Source organism: Nitrososphaera sp. (assembly GCF_037447015.1).
Lineage (GTDB): Archaea > Thermoproteota > Nitrososphaeria > Nitrososphaerales > Nitrososphaeraceae > Nitrososphaera.
Map to the genome: position 1 here is coordinate 42912 of NZ_JBBIHK010000012.1, position 11593 is coordinate 54504.

The window sequence follows — 11593 nt, forward strand, 5'->3', positions numbered from 1 at the left end:
GCTTTTTTCACCACTACCACCATCATCATAACCAGCACTTTACATGCGGCCGACTGCCTGGCCCTGCATCAGCTTGACCAGGCTTTCGCGGAAACTCTGGAACTGCGCCTTTTTCTCTTCAGTCAGCGCGTTGTTCGACCTCAGCAGCTCTTCAAGCGTGTCCAGCTGCAGGACGGCTATTGGTATCATCAGGTCGCGCTCCTTTCCGGGGGCGGCCTTGTACAGGTACGGGTTCTCCTCTGTTGCCACTGCCTGCTCTATCCGAAACTGCCTCTTCCTGTGGATATAGTGGCCCCCAAGAATGCTTATCACCGTGAACACGACTGCGGCCACTGCCATGAAGACCCAGATGTTTGAGAAGACGACGCTCAGCGAAGGCACGCTTTCGAGGAACAGCTTGTACTGGATGGTTATCCAGTTGGTTATGGCTATGAACAGGGCGATGTAGGCAGAGTAAAACTGTCTCGACTCCCAGAACCTCCGTCCGACCCACTGCCCTATCCCGCCTTCGCTTTTTACCATGCCATATCTTGGCGCCAAGATTGTATAAGAATTTTATGAACGGTTGTTGATTCTGCAAAAATTTTCTATAACCAACGTCCACATCTTTGAAAGCGCAGAAGTGATGTCATAAAAAACGTGAAAAAGTTTCTCGCCCTAGCGCTTTTGCACGCTATTTCGGCCTCGATATGGGCGATGCGCTTTGTGTATTTCAGGGCACGGCCGCCCGGGGAAGAAAGAAGGAGGGTCGGATGAAAAAGGCAGCGGCTCAGGACGGCAGCAGGTACAGACTCTCAGGGGACGCCGGCGTCGTGCACTATAACATGGAAGCCTACGGAGAGGGCCTTCAAGGCCCCCGGATGGGGCGAGCATGTGGGGCTGCACGCCATAAAGGCCCTCGACGAGATGGGGCTGAGGGTCTTTTTGTGCGCCAGCGCGTATCCCGAAAGGGAGCAGACCGTGGAAAAGGTCGGGGTCGACGTGACAGGCTGCATAGACGGGTTCGTCAAGGCCATAGGCAAGAACGAGATACTGCCGTTCCTTGGCGTGTACCAGAGGCTGGTCTACTCGTACTTTTTCTTTAAAAAGCTGGTCAGGGAACACCGTGTCGACTTTGTGGTAGTCACTGGCGGGTCGAGCCTCATCCCGGAAGAGATGGCCGACAGGACCATAGTGTACGTGCACTACCCTGCCGACCTGGAGGTATCGCACAGGCGCTACCTGAACAGCCGCAAGAAAAAGCTCTACGTGATGCCCTGGAAGTTCATCTCGGCAAACCTCGACTATATCAAGAGGGCCACCATCGTCACAAACAGCGGCTACACCCGCGACGCGATACGCTCGGCGTGGGGCGTCGAGTCGACGGTCATCTACCCGCCCTGCCCACAGTACTCTTTTCCCTTGACGGAAAAGCAGGACGACATCGTCTGCTCGCTTGGCAGGTTCACGCCCGAAAAGGAGTACGAGACTATACTTGAGGTAGCCCGGCGCATGCCCGGGGTAAAATTCGAGCTGGTTGGAGGCGTGACGCCGGACAAGGTTTCGTATCTGGAAGGGCTAAAGAGGGCCGCCCCCGGCAACGTATCGTTCCACGTGAACGCCACGGTGCAGGAAAAGGAGGAGGTGCTGAGGCGGTCCAAGGCGCTCCTCCACGCCTTTGTGGGCGAGCACTTTGGCATAGCGCTTGTGGAGGCCATGAGCGCCGGCGCAATACCGGTCACGCACGACTCGGGGGCGGCCAGGACGGACGGCCTTGTCGAAGACAGGTTCAGGTACAGAGACGTGGACGGGGCGGTCGCGGCGGTGTCTGCCGCACTCGGCTCATGGGACAAAGGGAGGGCAGAGGCGCTTCGCAGGCACGCAGCCAGGTTCTCCGCAGAGTCGTTCAGGGAGTCCTTTAAAGAGTTTGTCTACACGTGGGCGCGCTCTAGGCTATAGAGAGAAAGAAAGAGGGAAAGAGAAAGAGAAAAGAATCAGGCGATCGAGTCCCACAGACGGGCAAACGACTCCTCCCACCGCCGGGACTTTTCCTCTCGCAGCTGGCGCATCTCCTGCTGCAGCTGGACCTTTTTCTCCCTCAGCGCCCTGACTGCGGCCACTATTTCAGGGGCCGAGTTGTCGACGTGGATAGCCCCCTTGTCGAAATATCTTTTCAAAGGCTCCCAGTTTGACGTTATCAGTGGCTTTTGCAGCGCAAGCGCCTCGTAGCCGCCTGCAAGCAGCGTCCTGTCCCGGGTCGTCAGGACCATCACCGCGTCAGAGCCCTGCAGGAGGCGGACGTACTCGTCCCTCCCCAGGAACCCTGTAAAGACGACGTTTCGCGCCTTTTCCTTTAGCCTGTCGTCCACCGGCGAGCTGTCGCCGGTGAGGTAGAACGTCACGTCGCTGTCAAGCTCTGCCGCCGCGGCCAGGATCTCTTTGACCGGTTCGTCGTACGCAAACGACGAGGGCACGACGATCTTTAGGTTCCTGTTGCCCCGGTAGCGGGCGCCGCCGCCACCACCAACGCCAACACCGCCACCGTCGCTGGCAACAGGCCCAAAGTCCGGCACCCTGTCTTCCAGCACAAACGGCCTGACGCCGTTCTGCTTTGCCACCCGCTCTCGCGCGCCGGCGTTGCTGACCAGCACGGCATTTGCCCTCCTCAGCACCGCCGAGTTGAGCGGCTTTAGCCACGTCCAGGGCCTTTCAAGGGCGCCAGAGTGCATGTCGACTATGATCCTTGCCCGCCGGTTGGCCAGCAGGCGGTAGGCAATGGCGGCTAGCGGACAAAAGATCGGGGGAGCCTGGCAGAGCACCATGTCCGGCTTTTTGCGCTTTAGAAGGAGGAACGACTTTACAAACAGCGCAGGATACTTGGCCGGCGCATACGCCTTGTTCCGGAACTTGTAGCTCATCAGGAAAAGGTCTGCACCCATCCTTTCAGAGATGCCCTTTGCCCTTTCGCTGTGGGGCGCCCAGGCCAGGAACACAGCCCCGTTGCCAGAGTTCCTGCGCGCGGCTTCAGACTGCATGTGCACCACCACCACCACCACCACTGCCAACACCGCCGTGGCTGACGCTGCCCGGGGCCGGCCGGGTGTCCGCCGCTGCGCTCATGGGCAAAAGGCCGCGGTTTTACGTTATATGACTTGTGAAATTCTTGCACAGAAAACGGTTTATTCATAAAAAATTAGTAAGAATAGTACGGAAATACATTCAACGTCGATTGTCTATAGCAAGGTTACAATAGACCCTTCTGCAAGAGAATCTAGTCCTTGTCCAGCTCTACCTGTTCAAGGCGCGTGAGGGCCTGCATGATCTCTTTTTGCAGCTGCTCGATGCTTTTCTCCTCTGCACGGAACTGCCGGGCCTGTGCCTCGTCCTTTACCTTTTCAGGAACGGGCATCACCTGCACCTTTTCGATGACTATGGGCCTTGCGCCGGCCTTGGCCATCTCGGCCAGCTTTGAGTCGATGGTCGAGATCTTGGTTTCCAAAAGGGAGACGAGGTTGTTGCGCACCTCTGTCAGCTCGGCAAACTCGGCCACGGGCTGCAGGCGCGCTATCCTCTCGTTGAGCAGGTCGAGGTCCTGCTTGTACTTTACCAGCAGCCGGTCGCGCTCAAGCCGGTCTATCTTGCCCTCCTGAGCAGCCTCGTACACTCTGGTTATGGCCTCTGCTGCCAGGGCCTTCTCAAACAGCAGCGAGGCAAGCTCGGTCTTGGCGGCAGCCACGGCAGGCGTGGGCCCGTTTACCGCATCAGCGCCTGTCTTTTCTGCTGCCGCCGCCCTGGCCTTTATCCTTGACAGCTTCTCAAGGATTGCGGCTGAAACTGCGCCCGCCACGGACGAGCCGGCGGCTATGACTGCTATCTCGGCTGACATTGGTCTCTATGCAGATATAGAATGAAAAGGGTGCAGAAAAAGGTTGCTAGATTACCTGGCGCTTGATCCAGGTGTACTTTCTGATGCGCGCTTCGGGGTAGCCGCACTTGGCGCACTGCTTGTGACGCTTGTGGTACGAGTTGTGCCCACAGCGCCTGCAGCGTATGTGGGTGCGCTTGCGGGTGAAATTGCCCATCGAGGTTGTGCCTTTCGTCATCTCTTATCTCTTTCCTCCACCTGTTTTTACTTGGGCGGCGGCGAGATGATGACCACGTTGTCGCCCCTGACGACGATGGTCCCAAGGTCGTTGGACTTGCCTTCGTCCAGAATCTCGACCGAGTCTTCCAGCAGCAGGTTCATGTGCTGGTCAAAGCCATGCAGGTTGCCTCTGATGACCTTGCCGCCTTTCAACTTGATAAGCACAACTTTTCCAAGGCTCTCGTCGAGAACCTTAACAGCCATATCAACGGACATGCGATTTACCTAGAGGTAAGGCTCATCCATGCCATATATTAAAATTCGCACGCGACTGCGCTACCGCACAAGTTCAGAGATGGTCGCTGCAAGGTTTGCGGTTATCTCTTTGATCAGCTTTTTGCCTTTCTCGGCAGACGCGGCAGCCGGGTCGCCCCAGACGCCGTTGCCAGTTATCCTTATGAACGAGCCGGGCGCGTTTGTCAAAGTCGCGTAGGCGGCCTTGGACTTGCTCAGCTTTTTAGAGTTCGGCTGGGCAAGGTCCATCCTGACAAGCCCGGGGGCGATTGCCAGCACGAGCGATGTCTCTACCTCGCCGGCGTGGTCAAACTCGCTTTTCATGGCGTGCCAGTAGTGCAGCGTGTGGACGGCGACTGCGCCGGGTATCCTGCTTTCAAGGTCCTGCGCGACGTACTGCAGCGCGCCCATGTTGCCGTGGTGGCCGTTGAGCAGGATTATTTCAGAGAACCCGCAGTCTGCAAGCGAGGCGCACAGGTCGCATACGGTTGCAGAGAGCGTCGAGTTGCGCACAGAGGCGTTAAAGAGGGGGCCGTGCTCGTACGACACGCCGTACGCGATGGCAGGCATCACCACTGCGCCCACCATCGGGGCCACGAGGTTTGCGATGTGCTCAACGACAAGCGTGTCCGTCGAGACAGGAAGGTGGGGGCCGTGCTGCTCAAGCGAGCCCACGGGGATTATGGCGCGGCGGAACCTTATCTGCGGGTCGCGCATGTCGGCTACAACGACCGCCCTTCTGCTTGCGCCGTTGCTGCTGTTGTTGTTGCGGCCAGCATGATGAGCAGAAGCAACAGCAGCAACAGCGTTACTTTTTGACATGGACCTTGCCCCAGTAGACTTCGAGCCGGTTTTCAAGGTGCAGCTTTACCGCTTCAAACAGCGTCCCGGCTTCCAGCGCCTGGCCCTTTTTCTTTATAGAATCAAGCGTGTCTGACTGCTGCACCTTGAAAGAGTTCTGCGATATTATCGGGCCCTGGTCGAGGTCCTCTGTCACGTAGTGGGCCGTGCACCCTACAATCTTGGCGCCCCGCTCATAAGCCTGCACGTACGCGTACGCGCCAGGGAACGCAGGCAGGAGCGACGGGTGGATGTTGATTATCCTGTTTGGGTAGCGCCAGACGAAATTGGGCGTGAGTATACGCATGTAGCGGGCAAGCACTATGAGGTCGATGTTGTACTTTTCCAGGATCTTCAGTATGTTCAGCTCTGCCTCGGCCTGGTCGGTGTGCGCGACGGAGTGGAACGGTATGCCTGCCTGGTCGGCAAGGTGCTTGAGCGTCGGCTCGCTCCCGACTACGACTGCAATGTTGGCGTCTATCTCGCCTTTCTTGCTGCCGGCCAGTATGCGCTCAAGGCAGTGCGGCTCTTTGCTCACAAAAAGGGCGACGTTCTGCGGCCTGTCCGGCTCCTGGTAGTGGACCTTGATCTCCATCTGGAGCTTTTTTGCCAGCTCCTGCAGCCCGCTGTCGAGTTCCTTGCGGCCAACGCTCTTGAAAGAGGCTTCAAGCTGCATGCCAAAGAGCCCCCGCACGACGTTCTGGCTTATCTTTTCAATGTTGCCGCCGTTTTTGAATATGAAATTGGTGATGTCGGCCACAACGCCCTTGCGGTCCTTGCCAACCACCGTGACCTCTATTATTGTGGTGCGTCTACCGCTGCTGCTACTGCTACTAGTAGTAGTATTGTCGGCAACCATGTCTTTGCGCGTGCGCCTCCCCTTCTTCCAGATAGCTTTCCGGAAAGCCAAATAAACCTTGCATCACCCTTAAATAATACGCCCTCATAGACACGCTGTTGTTGCCTTACGCAGCAATTATCATCAATGCCGCTTGCAGAAAGGGCAAAAGCGTCAGCAGGACGGCAAGTGTTTTTGAGGTTCCCTAGCACATGCGTTGCGCACCGACAACACCTAACGCTACTACTGACACTGCCACTGCTGCTGCCGCCCCCGCTGCTGTCACTCCTCTTGTCATGATCCGTTTTTACAAAGATAGAGCATGAAGCCGCAGCAAAAGATCCAGAAGCAGCAGACGCCCAAGAAATCGCGAAAAGACTATGACTACAACAGGCCGGTGGGCAAGTGCATAGTCTGCTACACCCTCTCAGGGTGGCACTGCGAGGACTGCGGCAACGACTTTTGCCAGTCGCACTTTTACGAGCACAAGGACAAGAACCAGTGCAAGCCAGACTGACAGGGTAAAAGCGTACAGACAGGAAGGAAAAGCGCGAGGATGCTTGTGTCCTTCTAGCTGGAGTATCCGGCAAGGCAAGGCGCCACATGTCGTGCGCGCGTGTGTGTATGCGCGCACACACACCATCAGGCGCGTGCTTGCCGGCGGCGTGCAATCACGCGTCCAGAGGGATCCGGAAGGCAAAGGTGGCGCCGCCTCCGGGGTTGTTCTGGGCCCGCATCACGCCCCCGTGCGCCTCGACAATGTTCTTTGAGATATACAGGCCAAGGCCGGTCCCGCCCTCCGACTTGGTCGCAAATTTCCTGAACAGGCTGGGCATTATGGCAGGGTCGATGCCGGGTCCCGTGTCCGTGACAGAGACCTCGACCGCGTTGTTGCTGCTGCTGCCGCCCTCCAGGCGTATTTCGACGGTTATCGTCCCCTGCTTTGTGAACTTGACTGCGTTTGAGAGCAGGTTGGACATCACCTGCGCGATCCGCAGCTTGTCGGCCCTCACCATGACCTCTGCCGGCCTGTATTCTATCCTGACTGCCGGCTTTTCCTCTGCAAGGGCGCGATAGTCGTCCACCACGCCAGAGACGAGCTCGCCAAGGTCGAACTTTTCCTTGACCAGCTTGAACGTCCTGTTCTCCATCCTTGCCACGTCAAGCACGTTCTGCACAAGCTGCTGCAATTTCTTGGCGTTTCTGATGATCATCTTTATCTCGTGTTTTCTGCCAAGCTCGGCCTCGAGCTCTTCGGCCGCTATCATTATCGGCGTTATCGGGTTGCGGATCTCGTGCGCGGCCACGCTGAGGAACTCGTCTTTCATCGCGTCCAGCTTTTTGAGCTCGACGTTTGCCTGCTCCAGCTCTTTCTTTTGCGCAAGCACCGTGACGTTGGACTCCTCAAGCTCCCTCGTGCGCCTGCGCACCTCCCTTTCCAGATTGATGGAGCGGTTGACAAAGACTGCCAGTATTATAACAGACACAGACGTGCCTGCCAGGATGGAAAACGACTGGATGCGCTGCGTGGTGAGCACGGCGTTAATCTCGTCGTAGAACAGCGACACCGGCGTCGTAATGACTAGATAGTAGGCGTTTTTGCCGCCAGCCACCACGGGGGTGGCGACTGCCAGGAACTCCTCCCCGCCGCCAGCCCTGTATACAACGCTTGCAGGCTTTTTTTGCGCGCTGTCGTCGCCGCCATTATTGCTCTCCCGCATCAGGCCACGCACAGCCATGCCAAGGTCTTTGCTCCTGCCGCCGGCGGCAGGAGCACCCGTAGTAATAGTGGCGGTAGTGGTAGTGGTGGCGGTAGTAGTAGCCCCCTGCCCTGCCTCGGAAAAGAACGGCTGGGCAATGAGCGCCTCGTCGCCGGAATAGGCTATAAAGAGGCCGTCAGAGTCCAGAAGGGCCAGCGTCTGGGACTCCTGCAGCCTGTCACGCGCGTCGTCTGACAGCAGGCCGGCAGGGATAAACTGCACCAGGATCATCAGATTATCGCCGCCGTTGTCGTCGTCATCATCATCGTTGCCATTTCCGCCACCAGCAGGACCGGCAACAGCAACAACCTGGCGGGCCACAAGCGCAAGGTGCGCCGCTCTTTCTCCCTGCGCACCGTCGCCGGCAAAGACCGGCCCGGCACCGCCACTACCCGCTTTTTTTGCCTTTGCAAACCAGCTCCTGTCCGACAGGTCAGAGCCTTCCGTCCAGCCGTACTGGGCAAGCGAGCGGCTTGCCCACACCACGCGTCCGTCCGGGCCGAGCACCGCAGAGGCGCCCCCGGGAAAAGACAGGGCGTAGAGGGCCTCCAGCTCGTCCAGGCTGGCGCCTGCCATGCCCTTTACGTCGTCGCTACCTGCCGTCGCCGCCGTTGACGCCACCACTACCGACAACATTGTGTTGAGCTTGGCAAGGGCAAGCTCGAGTTTCAGGCCGATCTGGTCGGACAGGCTCAGTGCGAGCCTCTGCTGGTCCTCCCGGCTGTGTTCGAATTCGATCTGGCGGATCTGGAACTCGCCGGACATCTCAAAGTAAAAGAACAGCCCGTAGGACACCACCACGATAACAAGTATTATTGCAAAGCCGGCGCTGGCCCTCCCAAAGACGGAACCGGGCTTGGCGCCCTCGTCCTCCCCCGTAGCCAACGACGCCACCTATCCGCACTACTTGGTTTTTATACATTGTCAAGGCAAAAGAAGCGGATTGGAGGACAGGTCGGCAGCGGTGCACCAGTTCAGGACAGCTATTTTGCCGCTAAAGCCAGAATATAGCCGGCGTCCTACGTCGTTTCCGCCGGCGCCCCTGGCACTAGGCCCGGTGTTTCTGGTCGCGGCAGACACGGGCTTGGGCTACACGGCGCTTGTGAACACCGAGGCGCTGTGGGACGTGCTCCTGGCAGTCTTGTACATCTGCATGCGATGAGAGGAGGGCCTGCCCTACGACCCGACCGGGTCAGTCCTGCTTCTTCTTCTGCCGCTGGAGCTTTCGGTCGTCAAAAACCCATTTCGTGACTATGGCGATGCCTGCAAGCGGAAAAGCGGCTATGAAGGCGTAAGGGAATATGGCAAGCAGAGCGGACGGCTCGAACATGGCACCATGACCGCGTTCGCCTCATAAGAACTTACTCTAAAAGCATCGGTTTTTATTTGCGGGCGACCTACCATACCGCCGGAGAAGAAAGGGTCACGGCCGACATACTGAACGCAGAACTGCACTGCCACAACACTTTCTCCAACCACCGCAACAGCTCTCCAAGGATGCCGTTTGACTGCGGGGTAGAGATGGCAGACCAGCTTGACAGGGCGCTGGCAGGCGGGATACAGGTGCTGTTTGTAACCAACCACAACACGCTTGACGGCTACCGCCAGATATGCGCGATTAGGGACAGCCGTGAGAAATTCAAGAGCCTCAAAGTTTACCCGGCAGAAGAAATAACGATAGACACAGGCGGGCACGTCCTTGCGTACGGCATCCACACGGAGATCAGGCAGGGCATGACGCTTGACGAGACGCTTGACGAGATAAGGAGGCAGGGTGCCGTCTCGTGCGCCGCCCACCCGTTTGCAGTAACAAACGGCATCAGGGAGAACGCGTCTAGGTGCGACCTGATAGAGTCGTTCAACAGCAACAACGTCGACCGCTACTCGAACATCGTGGCAGCCAGGTTCGCAAAGGAGAACGGCATGGCCGAGACGGCCGGCAGCGACTCGCACGTGCTGGGCACGATAGGCAGGTGCATAAACGCAGTCGAGGCGGAGAACAACCTCGACTCCATCCTGCAGGCCATGGGGAAGGGCACTGTATCTGCCGCAACCAAAGATTATGCTTCAAGGGACGAGCTGTTCGAGCACGCCCACTATATCGTGTCCAGCTCTCGCACGCTGCTGCTGGAATACGCGCGCCAGAACCACCCAAGCTACCACGGGCTTGTAAGATGGGCCCTTGACTCGTACATGCACAACCCTAACGGGACGCTCTGGAGGTCGCTAGCCGTGCTTGGGCTGTACCTGGCAGGCAGGGTCTCGCAGAAGGTCAACATGAAGGGCCACAACCCCCGCGTCTTTGAAAACAGGCGCTGGAGCCAGCTTATCTCGATGGGCCTTTCCCCGTGAGTTTATATTACAAGCGCAACCACTTGCTTGTGACGATATGTCATACGAAAGAAGAGACAGGCCAGGCGGCCGGTTCGGCAACTTTGGCCCCAAGCCTGTTGAAACAGGAAAGGAATACGACGTCCAGATCACGGAAATCAGCAGACAGGGCGACGGGATTGCAAGGATACAGGGATTTGTAATCTTTGTAAAGGGCGGCAAACCGGGGCAGAACGCCAAGGTAAAGGTCACCAACGTCGGCGCAAGGTTTGCAACCGCAGAGCTGGTACAGCCGCAGCAACAACCATAAGTTACAGACTCCCCCTCCAAGAAACGAGTGGCAACTCCCGCAAGGAAAGTACCACAGTTCTCTTTCTTTTTCTCAACCACATTATCGTATAATCACGTCCCCCCCAGATTGCGACCCTTACACAACTCTTTAAAGAAAAGGCGTCCAATACAATTCTGGCAACGCACGCGTGTTGCCTATTCATGTCACAGCCGCGCATTCTTATTGACGCTGCATTTTATTGCAGGCGGGTCAGCCCGGCGGCAGGATGTTACACTCCGTGCCGTGCAGCGCGTTGTACCCGGTGAGTTAATATTTCTGCCGTGTTTCGCGCAGCTCATGCCACCAGGGGGAGTGCATTGTTGATGGGGAAGGGAGGAAAGGGGATGCTGTCAAAGGAGCGGATCAAAGACTACATGATAGTGACGCTTGTGAGCCACGTCGTGGGGCAGGTGGCGTTCCTGCCCTGGAACATGTACGTCATGAACTTTACAGCCGACCAGTTCGTCAAGGCGGCCGTGGTGAGCCTGCCCATAGCCTTTGCGTGGAACTATGCGGGCATAAAGGTCAACCTCTACTGCAGCGACAAGGTCAAGTCGCTCATTGGGAGGGGCGGCCACGGCCACCAGCAACAGCAGGGGCAGGCAACCGAGGCAGTATAAGTAACCATCTTACTGTTCTATCTTCGCATACTCTTTTATGCGATGGGCCGCGCTACTAATACCATACATATGCGCGAATGCGAAGTGATGAAGGGCGCCCGCACTGACCTTGAGAGGGTCAAGCTGTTCTCACCCTCGTGGTGGAAGACGTCAGGTATCATAGCCAACCACATGGCCACCTGCCAGCAGTGCCAAAAGTAGGCAGGCCGCAGCCCCGCCAGAGACGCAGGCGCTTTTGATTCAGCCAGCCGGCTAATGCTGCTGCGCCGGGGGGAAGACCTCTCAACCTCCACCACCGCACGGTCATGCAGGCGCGTTGCTGTGCACTTCCCTGCGGTGCTTTTCCACGCTTTCAAAGTTTTCAAACTTTTGGCGGCAGACGTCGCATTTCCTCTGCCTGTCATGCTGGCGCCGGGCCAGATAGTCGGCCACTGCCATAAGCAATACGCCAAACCCGAACATACTAGCGATCGACAATATACTAATCCCTCCAATTTCTAAAATGACTTTAGATCG

Annotated in this window: 17 protein-coding genes; 7 read left to right on the top strand and 10 right to left on the bottom strand. The window is 57.5% G+C overall.

The window, feature by feature from the left end; genetic code table 11:
- Positions 1-39: 39 nt before the first annotated feature.
- Positions 40-522 carry a hypothetical protein gene (locus WKI84_RS06445; protein ID WP_337862711.1) on the bottom strand — a complete coding sequence of 161 codons (483 nt, stop codon included), beginning with the start codon at positions 520-522 and terminating at the stop codon, positions 40-42.
- 351 nt (positions 523-873) lie between these two features.
- Between WKI84_RS06445 and WKI84_RS06450 the strand changes: the two genes are divergently transcribed.
- Positions 874-1938 carry a glycosyltransferase gene (locus tag WKI84_RS06450; RefSeq protein ID WP_337862712.1) on the top strand — a complete coding sequence of 355 codons (1065 nt, stop codon included), beginning with the start codon at positions 874-876 and terminating at the stop codon, positions 1936-1938.
- Between the two features lie 35 nt (positions 1939-1973).
- Here WKI84_RS06450 and WKI84_RS06455 read toward each other — a convergent pair whose 3' ends face one another.
- The 6 genes from WKI84_RS06455 to WKI84_RS06480 all read right to left on the bottom strand — a co-directional run bounded on the left by WKI84_RS06455 (position 1974) and on the right by WKI84_RS06480 (position 6056).
- Positions 1974-3047 carry a glycosyltransferase gene (locus tag WKI84_RS06455; RefSeq protein WP_337862713.1) on the bottom strand — a complete coding sequence of 358 codons (1074 nt, stop codon included), beginning with the start codon at positions 3045-3047 and terminating at the stop codon, positions 1974-1976.
- Positions 3048-3250: 203 nt separating this feature from the next.
- Positions 3251-3865, bottom strand: coding sequence for a hypothetical protein (locus WKI84_RS06460; RefSeq protein ID WP_337862714.1), 615 nt, complete (start codon positions 3863-3865; stop codon positions 3251-3253).
- Positions 3866-3911: 46 nt separating this feature from the next.
- Positions 3912-4082, bottom strand: a complete 171-nt coding sequence (locus WKI84_RS06465) for a 50S ribosomal protein L37e (protein WP_337862715.1) — start codon at positions 4080-4082, stop codon at positions 3912-3914.
- A gap of 26 nt (positions 4083-4108) precedes the next feature.
- Positions 4109-4327 (bottom strand): LSm family protein, encoded by a 219-nt coding sequence (locus tag WKI84_RS06470; RefSeq protein ID WP_337862716.1) that lies wholly within the window; start codon positions 4325-4327, stop codon positions 4109-4111.
- Positions 4328-4399: 72 nt separating this feature from the next.
- On the bottom strand, positions 4400-5179 hold the full coding sequence (locus tag WKI84_RS06475) for a creatininase family protein (protein WP_337862717.1): 780 nt from the start codon (positions 5177-5179) through the stop codon (positions 4400-4402).
- Entirely contained in the window at positions 5166-6056 is an 891-nt protein-coding gene (locus tag WKI84_RS06480) for a formyltetrahydrofolate deformylase (RefSeq protein WP_337862718.1), read from the bottom strand. The genes WKI84_RS06475 and WKI84_RS06480 overlap by 14 nt, the downstream gene beginning before the upstream one ends.
- Positions 6057-6357: 301 nt before the next feature.
- Here WKI84_RS06480 and WKI84_RS06485 point away from each other — a divergent pair, with 301 nt between their 5' ends.
- Positions 6358-6552: a hypothetical protein gene (locus WKI84_RS06485; RefSeq protein ID WP_337862719.1), complete on the top strand. Its 195-nt coding sequence runs from the start codon at positions 6358-6360 to the stop codon at positions 6550-6552.
- Between the two features lie 154 nt (positions 6553-6706).
- Here the strand turns inward: WKI84_RS06485 and WKI84_RS06490 are convergent, their stop codons facing one another.
- The gene (locus WKI84_RS06490) at positions 6707-8680 is read right to left on the bottom strand and encodes an ATP-binding protein (RefSeq protein ID WP_337862720.1); all 1974 of its coding nucleotides are present in this window, start codon (positions 8678-8680) and stop codon (positions 6707-6709) included.
- Positions 8681-8738: 58 nt separating this feature from the next.
- Here WKI84_RS06490 and WKI84_RS06495 point away from each other — a divergent pair, with 58 nt between their 5' ends.
- Complete coding sequence (locus WKI84_RS06495; protein WP_337862721.1) at positions 8739-8957, top strand: hypothetical protein; 219 nt, start codon at positions 8739-8741, stop codon at positions 8955-8957.
- 30 nt (positions 8958-8987) lie between these two features.
- Here WKI84_RS06495 and WKI84_RS06500 read toward each other — a convergent pair whose 3' ends face one another.
- Positions 8988-9125 (bottom strand): hypothetical protein, encoded by a 138-nt coding sequence (locus tag WKI84_RS06500; RefSeq protein ID WP_337862722.1) that lies wholly within the window; start codon positions 9123-9125, stop codon positions 8988-8990.
- Positions 9126-9181: 56 nt separating this feature from the next.
- Between WKI84_RS06500 and WKI84_RS06505 the strand changes: the two genes are divergently transcribed.
- From WKI84_RS06505 to WKI84_RS06520, 4 genes are all read left to right on the top strand, one after another.
- On the top strand, positions 9182-10147 hold the full coding sequence (locus WKI84_RS06505; RefSeq protein ID WP_337862723.1) for a PHP-associated domain-containing protein: 966 nt from the start codon (positions 9182-9184) through the stop codon (positions 10145-10147).
- Positions 10148-10184: 37 nt separating this feature from the next.
- Complete coding sequence (locus WKI84_RS06510) at positions 10185-10436, top strand: TRAM domain-containing protein (RefSeq protein WP_337862724.1); 252 nt, start codon at positions 10185-10187, stop codon at positions 10434-10436.
- A gap of 338 nt (positions 10437-10774) precedes the next feature.
- The gene (locus tag WKI84_RS06515) at positions 10775-11077 is read left to right on the top strand and encodes a hypothetical protein (RefSeq protein WP_337862725.1); all 303 of its coding nucleotides are present in this window, start codon (positions 10775-10777) and stop codon (positions 11075-11077) included.
- 69 nt (positions 11078-11146) lie between these two features.
- Positions 11147-11278: a hypothetical protein gene (locus WKI84_RS06520; RefSeq protein ID WP_337862726.1), complete on the top strand. Its 132-nt coding sequence runs from the start codon at positions 11147-11149 to the stop codon at positions 11276-11278.
- A gap of 102 nt (positions 11279-11380) precedes the next feature.
- Here WKI84_RS06520 and WKI84_RS06525 read toward each other — a convergent pair whose 3' ends face one another.
- The gene (locus WKI84_RS06525) at positions 11381-11554 is read right to left on the bottom strand and encodes a hypothetical protein (RefSeq protein ID WP_337862727.1); all 174 of its coding nucleotides are present in this window, start codon (positions 11552-11554) and stop codon (positions 11381-11383) included.
- Positions 11555-11593: the final 39 nt, after the last annotated feature.

Bases quoted from the DNA above. Each gene is read 5' to 3' on its own strand.
- WKI84_RS06475 (WP_337862717.1), bottom strand. From the start codon at position 5,179: ATGTCAAAAAGTAACGCTGTTGCTGCTGTTGCTTCTGCTCATCATGCT.
- WKI84_RS06510 (WP_337862724.1), top strand. From the start codon at position 10,185: ATGTCATACGAAAGAAGAGACAGGCCAGGCGGCCGGTTCGGCAACTTT.
- WKI84_RS06445 (WP_337862711.1), bottom strand. From the start codon at position 522: ATGGTAAAAAGCGAAGGCGGGATAGGGCAGTGGGTCGGACGGAGGTTC.
- WKI84_RS06520 (WP_337862726.1), top strand. From the start codon at position 11,147: ATGCGCGAATGCGAAGTGATGAAGGGCGCCCGCACTGACCTTGAGAGG.
- WKI84_RS06465 (WP_337862715.1), bottom strand. From the start codon at position 4,082: ATGACGAAAGGCACAACCTCGATGGGCAATTTCACCCGCAAGCGCACC.
- WKI84_RS06485 (WP_337862719.1), top strand. From the start codon at position 6,358: ATGAAGCCGCAGCAAAAGATCCAGAAGCAGCAGACGCCCAAGAAATCG.
- WKI84_RS06460 (WP_337862714.1), bottom strand. From the start codon at position 3,865: ATGTCAGCCGAGATAGCAGTCATAGCCGCCGGCTCGTCCGTGGCGGGC.
- WKI84_RS06470 (WP_337862716.1), bottom strand. From the start codon at position 4,327: ATGGCTGTTAAGGTTCTCGACGAGAGCCTTGGAAAAGTTGTGCTTATC.
- WKI84_RS06500 (WP_337862722.1), bottom strand. From the start codon at position 9,125: ATGTTCGAGCCGTCCGCTCTGCTTGCCATATTCCCTTACGCCTTCATA.
- WKI84_RS06480 (WP_337862718.1), bottom strand. From the start codon at position 6,056: ATGGTTGCCGACAATACTACTACTAGTAGCAGTAGCAGCAGCGGTAGA.